General features: G+C 55.2%; 18 protein-coding genes. 5 read left to right on the top strand and 13 right to left on the bottom strand.

Translation table 11 applies throughout. The annotated features are described in order from the left end of the window. From hpaD to hpaG, 3 genes are read right to left on the bottom strand one after another with little or no spacing between them, the layout of a single operon-like run. Window positions 1–852, bottom strand: a complete 852-nt coding sequence (gene hpaD / locus SK47_RS02710) for a 3,4-dihydroxyphenylacetate 2,3-dioxygenase (protein ID WP_048243491.1) — start codon at window positions 850–852, stop codon at window positions 1–3. 2 nt (window positions 853–854) lie between these two features. Beyond that, window positions 855–2321, bottom strand: coding sequence for a 5-carboxymethyl-2-hydroxymuconate semialdehyde dehydrogenase (hpaE, locus tag SK47_RS02715; protein WP_003856594.1), 1467 nt, complete (start codon window positions 2319–2321; stop codon window positions 855–857). After that, window positions 2318–3595 carry a 4-hydroxyphenylacetate degradation bifunctional isomerase/decarboxylase gene (gene hpaG, locus SK47_RS02720; RefSeq protein ID WP_048243492.1) on the bottom strand — a complete coding sequence of 426 codons (1278 nt, stop codon included), beginning with the start codon at window positions 3593–3595 and terminating at the stop codon, window positions 2318–2320. The genes hpaE and hpaG overlap by 4 nt, the downstream gene beginning before the upstream one ends. Window positions 3596–3863: 268 nt before the next feature. Between hpaG and hpaR the strand changes: the two genes are divergently transcribed. After that, window positions 3864–4304 (top strand): homoprotocatechuate degradation operon regulator HpaR, encoded by a 441-nt coding sequence (hpaR, locus tag SK47_RS02725; RefSeq protein ID WP_023315342.1) that lies wholly within the window; start codon window positions 3864–3866, stop codon window positions 4302–4304. A gap of 83 nt (window positions 4305–4387) precedes the next feature. Further along, window positions 4388–6052, top strand: a complete 1665-nt coding sequence (gene tsr, locus SK47_RS02730; RefSeq protein ID WP_003856589.1) for a methyl-accepting chemotaxis protein — start codon at window positions 4388–4390, stop codon at window positions 6050–6052. Window positions 6053–6144: 92 nt separating this feature from the next. Here tsr and SK47_RS02735 read toward each other — a convergent pair whose 3' ends face one another. The 9 genes from SK47_RS02735 to SK47_RS02775 form a co-directional block, all read right to left on the bottom strand. After that, complete coding sequence (locus tag SK47_RS02735) at window positions 6145–6654, bottom strand: GNAT family N-acetyltransferase (RefSeq protein ID WP_003856587.1); 510 nt, start codon at window positions 6652–6654, stop codon at window positions 6145–6147. After that, a complete protein-coding gene (gene opgB, locus SK47_RS02740) occupies window positions 6654–8945 on the bottom strand; it encodes a phosphatidylglycerol--membrane-oligosaccharide glycerophosphotransferase (RefSeq protein ID WP_022650356.1) in 2292 nt (763 codons plus the stop codon). Before opgB ends, SK47_RS02735 begins: the two co-directional genes overlap by 1 nt. A 271-nt stretch (window positions 8946–9216) precedes the next feature. Further along, a complete protein-coding gene (locus tag SK47_RS02745) occupies window positions 9217–9699 on the bottom strand; it encodes a YjjA family protein (protein ID WP_015572603.1) in 483 nt (160 codons plus the stop codon). A gap of 84 nt (window positions 9700–9783) precedes the next feature. Beyond that, window positions 9784–10521 (bottom strand): DNA replication protein DnaC, encoded by a 738-nt coding sequence (gene dnaC, locus SK47_RS02750; protein WP_003856580.1) that lies wholly within the window; start codon window positions 10519–10521, stop codon window positions 9784–9786. Beyond that, window positions 10518–11063, bottom strand: coding sequence for a primosomal protein DnaT (gene dnaT, locus SK47_RS02755; protein ID WP_003856579.1), 546 nt, complete (start codon window positions 11061–11063; stop codon window positions 10518–10520). The genes dnaC and dnaT overlap by 4 nt, the downstream gene beginning before the upstream one ends. Before the next feature lie 124 nt (window positions 11064–11187). After that, window positions 11188–11616: an organic hydroperoxide resistance protein gene (locus tag SK47_RS02760; protein WP_003856578.1), complete on the bottom strand. Its 429-nt coding sequence runs from the start codon at window positions 11614–11616 to the stop codon at window positions 11188–11190. Between the two features lie 84 nt (window positions 11617–11700). After that, window positions 11701–12153 carry a MarR family winged helix-turn-helix transcriptional regulator gene (locus tag SK47_RS02765; RefSeq protein WP_032608457.1) on the bottom strand — a complete coding sequence of 151 codons (453 nt, stop codon included), beginning with the start codon at window positions 12151–12153 and terminating at the stop codon, window positions 11701–11703. A 44-nt stretch (window positions 12154–12197) separates the two neighbouring features. Beyond that, window positions 12198–12671 (bottom strand): threonine/serine exporter, encoded by a 474-nt coding sequence (locus tag SK47_RS02770; RefSeq protein ID WP_003856576.1) that lies wholly within the window; start codon window positions 12669–12671, stop codon window positions 12198–12200. Continuing rightward, the gene (locus SK47_RS02775; protein WP_022650357.1) at window positions 12662–13438 is read right to left on the bottom strand and encodes a threonine/serine exporter family protein; all 777 of its coding nucleotides are present in this window, start codon (window positions 13436–13438) and stop codon (window positions 12662–12664) included. Before SK47_RS02775 ends, SK47_RS02770 begins: the two co-directional genes overlap by 10 nt. A 390-nt stretch (window positions 13439–13828) precedes the next feature. On the opposite strand from SK47_RS02775, the gene SK47_RS02780 reads away from it, so the two are divergent. Both SK47_RS02780 and bglJ read left to right on the top strand, forming a co-directional pair. Beyond that, the gene (locus tag SK47_RS02780; RefSeq protein ID WP_003856574.1) at window positions 13829–14566 is read left to right on the top strand and encodes a helix-turn-helix transcriptional regulator; all 738 of its coding nucleotides are present in this window, start codon (window positions 13829–13831) and stop codon (window positions 14564–14566) included. Next, a complete protein-coding gene (bglJ, locus tag SK47_RS02785; protein ID WP_003856573.1) occupies window positions 14563–15195 on the top strand; it encodes a DNA-binding transcriptional activator BglJ in 633 nt (210 codons plus the stop codon). Before SK47_RS02780 ends, bglJ begins: the two co-directional genes overlap by 4 nt. Before the next feature lie 37 nt (window positions 15196–15232). On the opposite strand, the gene SK47_RS02790 is transcribed toward bglJ, so the two are convergent. After that, on the bottom strand, window positions 15233–15691 hold the full coding sequence (locus tag SK47_RS02790; RefSeq protein ID WP_003856572.1) for a YbaK/EbsC family protein: 459 nt from the start codon (window positions 15689–15691) through the stop codon (window positions 15233–15235). Window positions 15692–16019: 328 nt separating this feature from the next. Here SK47_RS02790 and SK47_RS02795 point away from each other — a divergent pair, with 328 nt between their 5' ends. Then, the gene (locus SK47_RS02795) at window positions 16020–17366 is read left to right on the top strand and encodes a PTS sugar transporter subunit IIC (protein WP_023324119.1); all 1347 of its coding nucleotides are present in this window, start codon (window positions 16020–16022) and stop codon (window positions 17364–17366) included. The last annotated feature ends 74 nt before the right edge of the window (window positions 17367–17440 follow it).

Genomic DNA, 17440 nt, shown 5'->3' on the forward strand with positions numbered 1-17440 from the left:
TTAGGCGGGCAGCGGGAAAACGGCGTTGACCTGGCCGGTGCCGGAGCTGGCGAACAGCTCGGTGAGAAACTCCACCTTACCGTCGTATTTGTCCCAGCCGAGCATCCCCAGCAGCATCACCGTGTCGTGCATGTTGCCCTCGCCGTAGCAGTAGTCGGCGTACTCCGGCAGCATGCTGCAAAACTCCTTGAACTGCCCCTCGCGCCACAGCTTCACCACGCGCTCGTCCATCTGGCGATCAAACTCGCGGGTGTAGCTGTTCATCCCTTCCTCCGCGCGCTGGTCGTCGATAAAGCGGTGCGACAGCGAGCCGCTGGCGAGCACCGCCACGGTGCCGTCGTATTTTTCGATGGCGCTGATGATGGCCTCGCCCAGCCTGCGGCTGTCGGCGAAGTCGTGAACCGTGCAGAACGCCGAGATGGAGACCACTTTGAAGTGCTTATCCGCGTTCATGTAGCGCATCGGCACCAGCGTGCCGTACTCCAGCTTGAGGCTCGGGATGTTGTGCGCCCTGGCGCGAACGCCAAGCTTCACCGCTTCGTCGGCAATCAGCTGGCCGAGTTCCGGGTTGCCGTCGTAGTCGTAGGTCATGTCGCGAATAAAATGCGGCAGCTCGTTGCTGGTGTAGACGCCTGAGAAATGGTCCGCGCAGTTGATGTGATACGCGCTGTTCACCAGCCAGTGGGTGTCGAAGACGATAATGGTATCCACGCCCAGCTCGCGGCAGCGCTTGCTGATCTCTTTATGCCCGTTGATGGCCGACTGGCGGCAGCCGTGGTTTTTGCCCGGCAGTTCAGAGAGATACATTGACGGCACGTGGGTGATTTTTGCCGCTAACGCTAATTTTCCCATGATCAGATCCCCCACTTTGGAATCGGATGGTCGCCCATGGAGATGCACACGTTCTTCATCTCCGCGAATACCTCGAAGCTGTACTCGCCGCCTTCGCGCCCGGTGCCGGAGGCCTTCACGCCGCCAAACGGCTGGCGCAGGTCGCGCACGTTCTGGGTGTTGACGAACACCATGCCCGCTTCGATGTTGCGCGCCAGACGCAGCACTTTGCTGACGTCCTGGGTCCAGATGTACGACGCCAGGCCATACTCCACGTCGTTCGCCAGGCGCAGGCCTTCCGCTTCGTCCTTAAACGGCAGCAGGCAGGCCACCGGCCCGAAGATCTCTTCCTGCGCCACGCGCATGCGGTTATCGACATCCGCCAGCACGGTCGGGCGCAGGAAGTTGCCGCCTTTCAGGTGCGCAGGCAGATCGGTCGGTTTGTCCGGGCCGCCCGCCAGCAGGGTTGCCCCCTCTTCAATGCCGAGGCGGATATAGCCGGAGACTTTTTCCCAGTGCTGCTGGCTGATGAGCGCGCCAATCTGGGTGTTCGGATCGGTCGGGTCGCCCACGCGCAGGCGGTTGGCGCGCTCGGCAAAGCGTTTGACGAACTCCGGGTAGATGCTCTGCTGGATGAAGATGCGCGAGCCGGCGGTGCAGCGTTCGCCGTTGATGGAGAAAATGGTGAACAGGGCGGCGTCCAGCGCGCGCTCGATGTCCGCGTCTTCAAAAATCAGCACCGGAGATTTGCCGCCCAGCTCCATAGAATACTTCTTCAGCCCGGCGTTTTTCATGATGTTACGCCCGGTGGCGGTGCCGCCGGTGAAGGAGACGGCGCGCACGTCATGATGACGCACCAGCGCGTCGCCCGCCGTGGCGCCATAGCCCTGCACCACGTTGAGCACGCCCGCCGGAATGCCCGCTTCGAGGGCCAGCTCGCCCAGACGGTCGGCGGTCAGCGGGGAGAGTTCAGACATCTTCAGCACCGCGGTGTTACCCAGCGCGAGACAGGGCGCGACCTTCCAGGTGGCGGTCATAAACGGCACGTTCCACGGCGACACCAGCGCGCAGACACCCACCGGCTGCACCAGGGTGTAGTTGAGCATCTTGTCGTCGACCGGGTAGGTTTTGCCGTTCATCTGCTGGCACACCTCGGCGAAGAACTCGAAGTTGTGCGAGGCGCGCGGAATGAGCACGTTTTTGGTCTGGTGGATCGGCAGGCCGGTGTCGGCGGTCTCCATCGCGGCAATGTCCGGCACGTTCTGGTCAATCAGATCCCCCAGGCGACGCATCAGGCGCGCACGCTCCTTCATCGGCAGGTTGGCCCATTTCGGGAACGCCTCTTTGGCGGCGGCAACGGCCTGATGGATTTCGGCTTCGCCCCCGGAGGCTACTTCAGCCAGCACCTCGCCGGAGGCCGGGTTAGTGGTTTGGAAGTACTCACTTCCGGCGACGTTTTTCCCGTTGATCCAGTGGTTAATCTTTTTCATTTTGCAGTCTCCTCACTGACAATTCGGTTTACCAGACGGCCTACGCCCTCCACTTCCACCACCACTTCATCGCCCGGTACCACGTCGGACAGCCCCTTCGGCGTGCCGGTGGCAATCATGTCGCCCGGTTGCAGGGTCATGAAATCGCTCAGATACGCAATCAGGAATGGGATGCTGAAAATGAGATCGGCGGTGGTGCCTTCCTGACGCAGTTCACCGTTAACGTAGGTGCGAAGACGAAGGTTGTGCGGGTCAGGGATGGCTTCTTTTGGCACCACGTTCGGGCTGATGGGGGTCAGCCCGTCGCGGCTTTTCACCCGCAGGTTTGGGCGATAGTAGTTTTCGAGATAATCGCGGATGGCGTAGTCGTTGCACACCGTGTAGCCCGCAACATAGTCCATCGCCTCGGCTTCGCTGACCTTACGCGCGGTTTTACCGATGACCACCACCAGCTCGGCTTCGTAATGCATGTATTCAATGTTGTTTGGGCGCACCGAGGTCTGGTTATCGCCATTAAAGGTGTTCGGCGCTTTGATAAACACCAGCGGCTCGGTAGGCGATTTGAAGTCCAGCTCGCTGGCGTGATCGGCATAGTTCAGGCCGAGGGCAAACAGCGTGGCGTGCGGCGGCGTGCGCGAAGCAATGGTAACGTCGCGTTCCACTACCACCGGGTTTTCCAGCGGCGGAAATCCCTCTGCCAGAATGCGTACCCGATCGCCCGGGCGAATTTCGACACGGCTTTGTGGGGTACCGAGCAATATCGCATCGCCGGGGTTCAGGGTGGCAAATTCGCTCAGCGCGCTCAGCAGTTCGGCGGCGTTGCGGTGCAGATCGGCCGTGTTCCAGTGGTCCGCTTCGCGACCGTTGATCTCGGTGATGATGGTCAGGTTGTCCACGTTATCAACGGCGACAGGTTCGCCGAGCGGGCAAAATCCATCCCGACATTTGGCCTTGATCGCCGGACGGTAGAAGCTCTCTTCCGGCAGGCTGATTTCGTTGGCCAGCGCGTAGCCAGCGATGTACGCCGCCGCCTCTTCAACGCGGACTTTGCTGGCGGTTTTGCCCACCACCAGCGCCACCGTTGCGCCGCTTAACACGGTTTCTCCCTGTGGGAAGGGAATCGGCTCGCCTGCGCGAATAACGGTGTTATGTGGCTTGATAAACCACACCGCCGTTTTTGGCGGCGCGTTATAGGGGGCTTTTTCAAACGCCTCAGCCCAGGCTGCACGCTGGCTTTGGTGGTTTAGCGCTACGGCAAAAACAGTACCTTTCATTCCCATACTCCTCAAACCGGCTGTCCGGTTTTGATTTCATTAATATGTTAATGATCTGGTTTTATGCTTTTGCTGTTCGTTTCGCAATCAGAAGTGAATAATTTGTGATATGAATAACAATAAATTTACATAAATGAGTTAATTATCTTTTAATTCAATGGATTAAAAAAATTGCGTTGTTTCTGTTAGACTTTTTGGGTTACAACGTGTTGTCTATAACAGCATCTGTTTTAAATTGTTTACTTGTTAATGATGTAAGGGGAAGGTGATGCATGACTCATTAACCATCGCGCTGTTGCAGGCGCGTGAAGCGGCGATGGGCTACTTCCGCCCGATAGTGAAGCGGCATAATCTGACCGAGCAGCAGTGGCGTATCGTCCGCGTGCTGGCCGAGCATCCCTCCATGGATTTTCACGATCTGGCGTTCCGCACCTGCATTTTGCGCCCAAGCCTGACCGGCATTCTGACGCGGATGGAGCGCGACGGTCTGGTGCTGCGCTTAAAGCCGGTGAATGACCAGCGCAAGCTGTACGTATCGCTGACGAAAGAAGGCAACGCGCTGTACCAGCGTGCTCAGGCTCAGGTGGAAGAGGCGTACCAGCAGATTGAGGCGGAATATACCGCGGAGAAGATGACGCAGCTCACGGCGCTGCTGGAAGAATTTATTGAACTTGGAAACCGACATATTGCCGCGCGGGACGAAGAGTAAAAACCCTAAAATCCAGGATGATTTTCGTAAAGTTTTCCCTTTCCAGGCCGAAAATTCTGTATCTGTCTGAGGAAAGAGAAAACATGTTAAATCGTATCAAGATTGTCACCAGCTTACTGCTGGTTTTAGCGATATTTGGCCTTTTACAACTCACATCCGGTGGTCTTTTCTTCAATGCCCTGAAGCATGACAAAGAGAATTTCACCATCCTGCAAACCATTCGCCAGCAACAATCCACCCTGAACGGTAGCTGGGTGGCGCTGCTGCAAACCCGTAACACTCTGAACCGCGCGGGTATCCGCTATATGATGGATCAGAACAATATCGGTAGCGGCTCAACCGTCGCCGAGCTGATGCAAATTGCCTCTGCGTCTCTGAAACAGGCGGAAAAAAACTGGGCGGATTACGAAGCGCTGCCGCGCGACCCGCGTCAGAGCGACGCTGCGGCACTGGAAATCAAACGTAATTACGATATCTACCACGGCGCGCTGGCCGAGCTGATCCAGCTGCTGGGGGCGGGCAAGATCAATGAGTTCTTCGACCAGCCGACCCAGAGCTATCAGGATGGCTTTGAGAAGCAGTACGTCACCTATCTGCAACAGAACGACGCGCTGTATCAGACCGCGGTTGAAGACAGCAACAGTTCTTACCGCCAGGCTATCTGGGTGCTGATTAGCGTGCTGGCTGCGGTGCTGGTGGTGATTGTTGCCGTCTGGCTGGGTATTCGTCAGGCGCTGATTTCGCCGCTGAACCGTCTGATTGACAGCATTCGTCATATCGCCAGCGGCGACCTGGTGAAGCGCATCGACGTGGAAGGCTCCAACGAGATGGGGGAACTGGCTGACTCCCTGCGCCACATGCAGGGCGAGCTGGTGCGTACCGTGGGTGACGTGCGTAACGGCGCAAACGCCATTTACAGCGGTGCGAGCGAAATCTCGATGGGCAATAACGATCTCTCATCCCGTACCGAACAGCAGGCTGCCTCTCTGGAAGAGACCGCCGCCAGCATGGAACAGCTGACTGCCACCGTGAAGCAGAACGCCGAGAACGCCCGTCAGGCGAGCAACCTGGCCCTGAGCGCGTCTGAAACCGCGCAGAAAGGCGGCAAGGTGGTGGATAACGTGGTGCAGACCATGCGCGATATCGCCGGCAGTTCGCAGAAAATCGCCGATATCATCAGCGTGATCGACGGGATTGCCTTCCAGACCAATATTCTGGCGCTGAACGCGGCGGTAGAAGCGGCGCGTGCGGGCGAGCAGGGCCGCGGCTTTGCGGTGGTTGCAGGTGAAGTCCGAAACCTGGCGCAGCGCAGCGCCCAGGCGGCCCGTGAGATCAAGAGCCTGATTGAAGACTCCGTGGGGCGCGTGGAAATTGGTTCAACGCTGGTGGAAAGCGCGGGTGAAACCATGGGTGAGATCGTGAATGCGGTAACGCGCGTGACGGACATCATGGGCGAAATCGCGTCTGCGTCTGACGAGCAGAGCCGCGGTATCGACCAGGTTGGGCTGGCGGTGGCTGAGATGGATCGCGTGACCCAGCAGAACGCCTCGCTGGTGGAAGAGTCTGCGGCGGCGGCCGCGGCACTGGAAGAGCAGGCGAGCCGTCTGACGCAGGCTGTTGCGGTGTTCCGTATTCAGCAGGAACAGATGAAGGCGCGCGAGTTCGCCTCCGCGAAAAGCGTTGCCGCTCCGGTAGTGGCGCGTAAACCGGCGACCGCAGATGCGGGCGATAACTGGGAAACGTTCTGACGCTGTGCGTTTTGCCGGGTGGCGGCTGCGCCTTACCCGGCCTGCGGAAATGGGTTTTGTAGGCCCGGTAAGCGCAACGCCACCGGGCGATCTTACAGAGGCAGGCGCATGGCGCAGCGGGAACCATACGCTAAACCGTGCGCCGTCTCTTCCTCGCGTTTCTGGCGCAGTTCCGGCGTCAGCGTCGTCAGCATTTCAAACCCTAATCGCCTGTAGAAGGGCGCATTCCACGGGACATCACGAAACGTCGTTAACGTCAGCGAGTTCAGCCCCAGACTGCGGGCATGCGCGACGGCACGGGCGATTAACTGGCGTCCGAGACCTCGTCCCTGCCAGTCCAGGTGAACCGACAGTTCCACAATAAACAGCGACGATGGATGAGCTTCGGCGAGAATAAAGCCCACAGGCCTGTCGTCAGCCAGCGCCAGCCAGCTTAATCCGCGTCCGGCGTAACCGAGGTGATCTTCAACACAAATAACCTCATTGTCTGCCAGCCAGGCCAGCTCAGGAACGTCGCGAAACCGCTGCCCCGCCGCACGTTCGATGGCGGGCAGGGCAGCGACGTCGTCGATGCGCGTCGGGCGAAGGGTGAACGCCGTCATCAGCCAGCGCTGCTCACAATTTTAATCTCCACCATGCCGATCCCCAGCTTGCGCGGAGCGTGACCGAGAATATTCCCTTCGTTAGTGGACTGCGGATCGGGCGGCACAATGACCAGCGTATTGCTGCGCGTTGGGTTATCGAAGTGCAGCGTGCTGGTGGTGACATCATTGCTCAGCGTCAGCGTCTGTTCTTTATCGCCGACGCGCACCGGTATAGGGCGATTCGCGTTGGGACCAAATGCCCTAGCGGTGATCACCAGATCGAATTTCTCCGGCAGCGGATGGGTATATTCAATTTTCACCTCATCGCCTAACTGGGCGTTAGACCAGCGCCCCCATGATTCCGGCCGCGAAATACCGCTGAACTGCTTCACCTCTTCCGGCGCGCCGGCAACATTAAAGATGAAGCTGTCTGCTTTATAACGAATGTCGTTGTCGACGATTTTCAGCAGGTCAACGTTGCGCTGATAGCGTGCGGTATCAATAACCGTATCTTTAAACGCGGTTTTTCCCTGCCACTGCGGTTTGTCAACGTGTTGCACGGTCTGCTCGCCGCCGAGTTGCCCCTGAGAGACGCACCAGTCGGTGGACAGCGACAGCTGTTGCGACCAGAGCTGGCCCATTTTGTAGCATTTGTCGACCCAGACGAAATTATCGCGCGGGGCGAATTCCGCCAGCTGGAAGCGCAGTGGCGCGGAGTATTCGCTTTCCGGCAGCGGCTCGACGCGGTTATCCGACACGCGCAGCAGCAGTGGCAGGCGGAAATGGCTGCCGGAGAACGCGATCATTTTTTTATCCTGATCGATGGTGAAGTCTTTTATCTCTTTCGGGAAGTTCCACAGACGAATGATATCCGGCTTCCAGGCGAGGATTTTTTCCTTCATGTTGAGGAAGATTTCCGACAGGGACTGGCCCGACAGCGTACTGCGGCCCAGTCCAATGAAGTTATCGCCACCCAGAATATCCAGCACGGTAGCGCCGTTATCCATCGAGTTACGTTTAGCGGCAATGATCTCCTGCTGCGGTTTATCGCCGCGCAGCACAAAGAACAGGTTGCTGCGATCCAGCTTATTCAGCTCATCCCAGGCGCTGTTTTTCATCGCCAGATGGTCAGATGAGACGACGATGACCGTATTTTTGAAATACGGCGACGCTTTGATTTTCTCGATTAACGCCGCGATATGCTCCTGGCTACAGGTCACGGCGCTGAACGACTTGTTGTTTTTACCGTCAATGTCGTAGCCCTGACGTTTACAGGTGCGTGAGACAAAACCATCCGGATGATGCGTGTCGACGGTCAACGCAAACAGCGAGAAGCGTTTACCGGCGCGGGAAAGCTCCTCGAATTTCTTCCAGGTTTCATCCAGAACGGTATCGTCGTAAAAGCCCCAGTCGTTGCGGTAGGCCGGATCGGCCACTGTGGTTTTCAGCTCTTCGGAACCATACAAGTGATCGAAACCGTGGGATTTCAGGAACACATCTTTCCCGGCAAAGCGCAGGTTAGCGCCCTGCATAAAGTAGTTTTCATAGCCCGAGTTTTTCAGGATATCGCCGAGGCAAATGTTCTGCGGGAAGAAGCTCGACATCGAGGCGGAGGCGTTGCCTTCAAACGGAGCGAACAGCGGAATGCCGCACTGGGAGGCCACCATCCCGGCGATGGTGTAATCCGTGCCAGGGAGCTGCATGGTGTGGCTGAAGTCGAGGCCCTGGTTTTTCAGCGCGCCAAGCTCTGGCGTCAGGTTCGGGAAAGCATCGTTATCAAAATAGGTGCGCTCCAGACTTTCGCCGTAGATATAGACCAGGTTGAGTCTTGGATTGTCGATCTTCTTCGAGGGTTCTTTGTAATAGGCCGCAAAGTCCGGGTCGCCATCGCGCGACTGGGATTTTACCAGCTCGGTAATTTGATGGAATGCGGGGCTGGCATCCACGGAGGCCAGCGCCAGGCACAGCGCCAGCAGGCTGTAGCCATGATGATGCGGACGGTGACGGCGACGGCGCAGAACCCAGGCCAGCGCGGCGAAGATGCCCACCAGGGCGACCACCAGCCCCAGACCCGGAAGGATATACTTACCTACACCAGCGCCGGTCAGGCTGTTGGTCAACGTGTAGAGCACCGCGTCGTTAATACCGTCGCCGGTAAAATAATCGCTGGCATATAACGTAATGTTTAAAACAATAAAAATGCCGAGCACCACCAGGGTGGCCACAAACCACCAGGTGTGACGACCAGCTTTCCAGGCATAAACGCCGATGGAAGCCAGGAAAAGGACAAGGGACATTAACTCTGACAACAGCAGATCCTCATCATGCCGGACGCTTAGCCGGCTAATTGCTTATTTTTTGGGTAATACAATGTAATTGCGATGTCGCTTAGCTGCAATTTTAGTGTCACGAAAGTGTGCTGTTGTTAGGATTTGGTTTATAAAATCGGATTTTTGAATACAGTCGCATCGTGGTATACGGAGGCTGAGGTGGTGGCAGGGGATAAAAAAACGCACTTCACGCCGCGGTGTAAGACTAACGTAATAAACCCGGCGTGTTGTGGCAGAAAATGGGAGACGATCAGGAGAGGAAATTAACGCCTTGTTTCAGCACCAGATCGCAGGCTTTCGTTTTCACCTGTTTCGCCAGAGATGAATTTCCAAGGGTGCTGAGGTTCAGCTGCTGGCCATTTTGCGCGTTCAGCAGGCCCTGAATACCGTCCATATAGTTGGTGTCCGCTTTCTGCTCCTGGGTGTCCAGACCCAGTTTACCCAGCACCTGGTTTTTGATGTTTTCGGTATCGGTGACGGAAGCCAGTTTCTGCTTCGCGCAGTATTCCAGAATGCCCGCCGCATTGTTCATCGTGCCGGCGCTCAGGCTTTGGGAGCTGTTACTCAGCAGGCCGGTGAGGGACGAGGCTGACAGCCCGCCCTGGGACGTGCCGCTCTCTTTGGTTAACTCACTTGCTGCGCTGGAGAGCGACTCCTGCCATGATGCGGCCTGCGCTGCGCCAGTCACCAGCAGGGCGCCAGTAAGGATGCTGATAAGAAACTGTTTTTTCATAATGATTTACTCAACAAGGTCCGTTTTGGGCCAGAAGTGGGTTCAGTATATACCTCTGCTCTTCCGGCGCTCCCTGGAAATATCTTAATACTCTTTGCCGGTGACGCGGCTGCGGTAGCTGTCCCAGTCGAAGATGACGTACAGGCTGTTACCCAGCTTCATGCGATCCATCACCCGCTCGCCAAGAAGTCGGGTCATCTCGTCGATATTGTGGTTCGTCAGCATACCGGTTGGGCGTTTTGACGACGAACGGCGATCGACAATCTGGTTGATGATCACTTTTTCGTAGCGGGACTCCGTCTGGACGCCGATCTCGTCGATGACCAGCAAATCCACGTTACTTAAATCATTCAGCAGCTGTTCTTCGCTGGTTTCGCGGTTGCTGAAGGTGTCCTTCATGGCGGACATAATATCGGCCACGGTGATAATCAGCACTGACTTCCCGCGCAGCAGCAGCTCGTTGCAGATAGCGGCCGCAAGGTGATTTTTCCCCGTGCCGGGTTTTCCGCTAAAGATGAAGCTGGCAATGTTGCCGTCAAATTCATCCACATACTGGCGCGCCTGGTTGAGGGCGTTCATCTGCCCCTGCGACTCGACCTTATAATTCTCGAAGGAGCAGTTCTGGTGCAGAGGGCGAATGCCAGAGCGGTTAAAGGTGCGCTGCATTTTCATCGCGCGGTTTTCGCGGGCGAGGGCAGCCGCGCGAATTTTACCCTGCTCTTTTTGCCACGCCAGCAGCTCTTCACCCGTGGTGAAGGCGGGCTTCACGTTGGCGGGCATCATCTTCTGCAAACGTTTCATCAGGTCGCCGACGTTTTTCATTTCGCACCTCGGAATCCATCAGGGATTTTTTTGTCCGGTTCTGAAAAGGCATTGATATCACGTTTTGGCTGGCCATTGTTGCTGGCGCGGTTGATTTGCAGACTGCGCGCGAACTTTTGCTGCCACTGAACATGGTGGAAGACTTTTCCTTCAGCCTGCCAGTAAGCGGTAAAGGCCGCCAGCTCTTCTGGCGTCGCGGGCTGCGCGAGGGCTATTCCCCATAAGGCCGCCTGCCGCTGAAAATCGGCGTCCGGCTGCCAACCGGCGTACATGGGAAATTTCCCCATTGGAACGGCCACCGGAGCGCTGGCGGGTTCGTCAAAAAACTGATTATCCAGCATGACATCGCTCGCCGGGCGCGACAGCTTCGCTTCAATTTCCAGAAGCTGCGCCAGACGTTCCGGCGTGACCGCATAAAACGCCGGGGCGTTGTCGGCAAATACCGCGAGCGTGCCGCCTTCGGCGTGCGTCAACACACCGCGAGGATCGCGCATAAAGGCATCAATGCCAGCAATGCTGGTGGTCAGGATTCTGGAGGACATAACACTTTCTCAACTGATTACTACGGGCGTGATTGAGGGTTATGGTAGCACAGAGAGAGGAGAGGAAAGGAGAGGATTTCCCCGGCGGCGTTACGCTTACCGGGGCTAAAATCACAGGAGCTGATTACGCGATGATGTTCAGCGTCACGTCGATATTGCCGCGCGTCGCGTTAGAGTACGGACAGACGATATGCGCCGCATCCACCAGTTTTTTGGCTTCCGCTGCGTCCATCCCTTCAACGTGGATGTTCAGCTTCGCTTCGATACCAAAACCGGTTGGCAGCGGGCCAATCCCCACTTCGCCTTCAATAAAGGCATCTTTTGGCAGAGCGAATTTGTCGCGTGCCGCAACGAACTTCATTGCGCCCAGGAAGCAGGCGGAGTAGCCCGCAGCGAACAGCTGTTCAGGGTTGGTTACTTCACCCCCCATGCCACCCATCTCTTTAGGGACACCCAGTTTGACATCCAGAACGCCATCGGAAGACGTTGCGCGGCCATCACGGCCTCCGGTTGCTTTGGCTTTGGCAGTGTAAACAACTTTTTCTAAAGACATGGCAGGTTCCTCATCTTACGTTTATATGCACTATTAAATAGCGCGCGATGTATTAAGTTAAAATCAGGCGCGTAAAGTATAGCCTTACGCGCGATGAAGCTGTTGGCGCAAAAGTTCGAGCTGGTGCTTGAGCGCCAGCATGGTGTCGGTATCACACTGCGCTGCACAGCCCACGGCGTGGGGTATCGTCACGGCCTGCTGTTGCAGCGCCCGACCCGCGTCGCTCAGGGTGACGGCGACCTGACGCTCATCCTGACGGGAACGCTGGCGGAAGATTAATCCTGCACTTTCCAGGCGTTTCAGCAGGGGCGTCAGCGTGGCGGAATCCAGGAACAGCCGCTCGCCAATGTCTGATACCGTAATATCATCCTGCTCCCACAGTACCAGCATCACCAGGTATTGCGGGTAGGTCAGGTTAAGCGGCGCCAGCAGTTGCCGGTAGAGCTTGTTAAGCGCCAGATTTGCCGAATAGAGGGCAAAACAGAGCTGGTTATCCAGCAGAAGCGCGTTAGTGGTGTCGTTCATTTTTGCGTCCATGAAATGAATATAGATAGTGCGCGATACAATTGCAAGCTATTTTATTATACGCGTGGACGTTTGCGGTAAAGCCATAAGCCGGGGATCGACAGGCCGATGGAGAGCGCGCCCACAATCGACGAGGCTTTAAGGAAGTTGCTCAGAAGCAGGATCATCTGCGGTTCGCTGTAGCCAAAGTGGCTGATTTTGACGGCGGAAATCATCGCCGTATAGGCTGAAATACCCGGGAACATAGGAATGACTGCCGCCACGGTGAACACCTTCGGATGCGCCAGATACCAGCGGGACCACTGAATACCGATGCTGCCGACCAGCATGGAGGCGATAAACGTCGACCATTCGATATTAAAGCCCGCGGTCATCATGATCATACGTGACCCGTGGCCAATGGCACCCAGCAGCGCACACCAGGGTAATGCACGTTGCGGGACGTTAAACACCATCGCAAAGCCAACGGCGGGAAGGGCTGCCAGGAGCATGTCCTGCGCCAGTGCGAGCAGAAAATCGATCACGCCCATCCGCGTAACCCCCAGAGTGTCATGGCCATTACCACCCCGATACAGGTCGCCAGCGTCAGCAGGCTGGCTATCGCCCAGCGCGCCAGACCGGTGTTGATGTGGCCTTTGAACATATCAGCGACGGCATTGATTAAGGGAAAACCCGGCACCAGCAGCAATACGCTGGCGGCCATCGCAACAGTAGGCGTGCTGGCGAAGTAAGGCTGGCGCAAAAGCAGGCCGGATACGGTTGTCGCCACAAATGCCGTGATGCAGAAGTTAATTTGCGGATGCAGTTGCCTGTGCGTCAACAACTGGCGGACATACATCGCGATGCTGCTGGCAAAGAAGGTCACGACAGCGCCGTCCCAGCCGCCCGCGTTGAGCTTGCAGAAGCAGGCGCAGGAGAGTCCCACCATCAGCACAACCAGCCAGCGTGGATACCGGAGAGGTTTGATCTGGTTGAAGCGTTTCTCTATTTCCCGCAGATCGAGCAGCCTGTGTTCAGCAAGGATCACAATGTGCTGCACTTCCGTCACGACGTGCATGTTAATGCCGCGGTCATGATTTTTACGAGTGGAGGTGAGGCACTGTCCGTCTTTAATGGTGGTCAGTACAATGGCATTTGACGAGATGGAGCTCTCAACGCTGTCCATCCCCAGCGCCAGACCAAGGCGTGTGGAAAGTTCTTCGACGAGGGCGCTTTCTGCCCCGTGTTGTAAAAGAAAAAGTCCGCACTGAATACATAGCCGCGTGGTAGCACGTTGCGTAGACCGATTTGCCTGCATGAAACGCCCTGAAGAGAAGAGAGATTGCTTACTTTTAACACAAAGGGCAGGGCCCTTTGCGCTGGGCCAGATCAACATTTGTGCGATCAGTTGCGTGTCCAGCATGGCGAAGAGGCCGTATCTTTATTTATTTAATGAATATGTGACGAGAATTTATAAAAAAAATATATTAAGTATTTCTAATTTCATATTTTCGATCTTTTCACACAACCACAATTAAATTCTTGTAGTCTTTATGCGATATTAAGACTGTATTGGGCGTTTCATAACCCATGTGACATTTCTTCTGATTTACGAATATTAAGCCGTTTTGTACTAAGGAATACAAACGTGTTTAACCTCGTAGGGTTAGTTCGTTCTTAAATAATGAATTCATGACATGGAGGGTCTATGTTGCCATTGAATGGTAAACACGGAGTTGTGATTAGCAGAGTGCCGGTTATGCAAAATGGGTTAGGTGGCGTCATGTCGCGTCATTTTCCCGATTTTGAGATAACGTACTGCCGTTCGATGCAGGAGTTGACGCTACTTCAGTTGCGTCGCGCCGGGGTCGTTATTGCCGATATTTCGGGTGAGTATCGTAATCCTCGCGGCACGCTTGAGCAGTATTATGGATTAATGAATCAGTATCGGGATATTCACTGGATATTCCTTGTCTCGCGTCCTCTTTATCCGCTTGCAGTAGAGCTTCTTATGCGTCCGGAAAGCACGCTGCTTTCAGATATGGAGCCTATTGAAGGCGTCATTAACGCTATTCGCGCGGGCAGTGAACGTGCCGAGCGAATAAGCCAGACGTTATTAATACCGGAAACGCCCGATATTGAAGAGGAGAGTGAGCAAATGATTGCACTCACTCACTCTGAACGCAAGGTGTTGCGTTTACTCGGTAAAGGTTGGGGAATCAACCAAATTGCCACACTACTGAATAAAAGTAATAAAACGATCAGCGCACAGAAAAACAGTGCAATGCGTCGCTTATCACTTCGCAGTAATGCCGATATGTACGCGTGGATAAGCAGTACCCAGGGAATGCGAGAACTCAGTTTAATGTCGGCTTATGGAGAGTTTGAGGAATGGAAAAGACCACTGCAACAAGACATATCGCCGTCATCGAAAGCTGCTCAATGAGCGCTGTGGGGTTGAAGCATCTCTTTGCGATGCCCAGCCTGAGCCATTACCAGGTGCACCTGTTTAGCAGATTCGCCAGCTTTAAAGCGGCGCTCTCGGATATCTCATTCTATGCGGTTATCTATTCACTGTCTGATGAGCGTGAGGAGCGGAGAAACTGTCTTGCCTGTTTACGGGATCTCACCTTCACCCACAGCGACGTCCAGCGTATTGTGCTGGCCTCTGACGAAATGGAGGCGAGGCTGGTCAGCCATCTTTCGCCTTCTCGCTTGCATGGAATCATCAGTAAATCGGTTCCGCTAAAGCAGCTAATGGAGGGCCTGAAGACATTACTCAGCGAAACGCATCAGGTGAACGACAACATGTACAATCACTGGTGTGTTAGCAATCGTATGTTAAGCCCAACCGAGAGGGCGATTCTGCGTTATATGTCATCGGGTTTTTCGATCCCTGAAATTGCAGCACAGCTTGAACGCAATATTAAAACTATCCGGGCGCATAAGTTTAACGCCATGGTAAAGCTGGGCGTCAATTCTGACGTGGGATTACTGGATGCGGCGGATATCCTGGCGCATCTCCCTGCCCGGGAAGTTCGTCGTTCCGCTCTCACCGTTCCTTCATTCTCTTAGCGTTAAATGATGCGCCAGAGTGCTTCTGGCGCATCGTTCAAATGCACACATCCACCCATTTTGCTGCGGTCAGTTCCGCCATTCTGTCGGGCGATATACGCACCGCACTGTGGATGGCGCCCGCTGCGGGTAACACTTCCGCGTATTGTTTTAATGTGATGTCACAGTAAACAGAAAGCGGGTTTTCCAGTCCGAAAGGGCAGACGCCGCCAACAGGATGACCTGTCAGGGTGACTACCTCATCGCTGCTGAGCATGCGGGCTTTTGCGCCGAATGTCTCTTTAAGCTTTTTGTTATCCAGACGCGCATCGCCTTTTGCAACCACCAGAATCACGTCATTTTTAATTTTTAGTGACAGCGTTTTGGCAATTTGGCCGGGTTCAACGTTGTGCGCGGCAGCAGCAAGGGCAACAGTCGCTGTGCTTTGGTTAAGCTCAATGATCTCTATATCCGGAGCGTGTTCGGCAAAAAACTGTTGTACAGACTGCAAACTCATTGATTCCTCCTGACAAATATCCTGCGTAATCTGTCATAAGAATTTAGTCGCTGTAAATATCCCTTAAGTAACAAATATCCGTCTGGGGCGATTTCTGGATCGCCTTCACATTCACAGAAACCGGTTACAGTAACCGGTTGCAGAGCGTGATGCAGAGATTAATACTGAGTGTGTAACTTCCCCTGTATCTAATAATAAGAGCTAATTATGAAACCATTCCGTTTGAGCAGTACCGCAGGTACACGATCCGGCAAGGTTGTGACGCTGATGTATGGAACAACGTGTGACGTGAGAACGTCCGAAACGAACGTATGACAGGAGATCTGCTATGTCTGCCAACCATGCTGCATTTAATCTGATTTTCCGCTTCGTTGAAAATTATGTTAGCCCTATTGCCGGGCGCATCTCTTCCCAGCGTCACGTTATGGCTATTCGTGACGGGTTTATCTCAGCGATGCCGTTTATGATTGTGGGCTCGTTTCTGTTAGTGTTCGCTTACCCACCTTTTTCGCCTGATACCACCTGGGGTTTTGCTCGCGCCTGGCTGGATATGGCGAAGCAGTTTGAAGGCCAAATTCTGACGCCGTTTGATATGACAATGGGGGTGATGTCCCTTTATATCTGTGCGGCTATTGCCTACAACCTGGGCAAACATTACGTTAAAACCCATCAGCTGGATCCGTTCATGTGCGCGATGCTGTCGCTGATGGCGTTCCTGCTGGTCGCCGCCCCTAAAACCAAAGGCGCTTTGCCGGTCGATAGCCTGGGAGGGACCGGTATTTTCACCGCGATTCTGGTGGCGATCTATTGCGTTGAGATGATGCGTTTCCTGAAAGCACACAATATCGGGATCCGCCTGCCAGACCAGGTTCCGCCGATGATCAAAAACTCGTTTGATCTGCTGATCCCGGTGCTGGTGGTGGTGCTGACGCTCTATCCGCTGAGTCTGCTGATCCAGTCGCAGTTCGGTATGCTGATCCCACAGGCCATCATGTCGATATTCAAACCGCTGGTCTCTGCGGCTGACTCGCTGCCTGCGATCCTGCTGGCGGTGCTGATTGGCCACCTGCTGTGGTTTGCCGGGATCCACGGCGCGGCGATTGTCTCCGGGATGCTGCAAATGTTCTGGCTGACGAACCTGGGGGCGAACCAGACCGCGCTGGCGGCAAGCCAGCCTTTGCCACACATCTTTATGGAAGCCTTCTGGACGTTCTTTATCGTTATCGGCGGATCGGGGGCGACGATGGGTCTGGTGTTCTGCTATCTGCGTAGCCGCTCCGCGCACCTGCGCTCTATTGGACGTCTGAGCGTGGTGCCAAGCATTTTCAATATCAATGAGCCGGTGATTTTCGGTACGCCGATTGTGATGAACCCGGTGTTCTTTATTCCTTTCCTGCTGGCGCCGATGGTTAATGCCGTGCTGGCATGGGCAGCGATGAAGTTTGATCTGATTGGCCGCGTGATTTCCGTCGTGCCGTGGACGGCACCGGCTCCGGTTGGTGCCGCCTGGGCGCTGGGCTGGGATTTCCGTGCAGCCATTCTGGTGCTGGTTTTGGCCTGCGTTTCCGCGATTATCTATTTCCCGTTCTTCAAGGTGTACGAGAAACAGTTGCTTCAGCAGGAAGCGGAAGAAGCACAGCGTAATGGAGAAGAGGAAAATGAGCAGGTCGCTTAGGTAAAAGCAAAACGGCAACGCAGGTTGCCGTTTTTAGTGTTTGTTCTCTCTCACTGCGGGTATCAGGCCGGGCC

The organism is Enterobacter sp. BWH52 (assembly GCF_001037565.1).
In the GTDB taxonomy this organism is placed as follows: domain Bacteria; phylum Pseudomonadota; class Gammaproteobacteria; order Enterobacterales; family Enterobacteriaceae; genus Enterobacter; species Enterobacter hormaechei_C.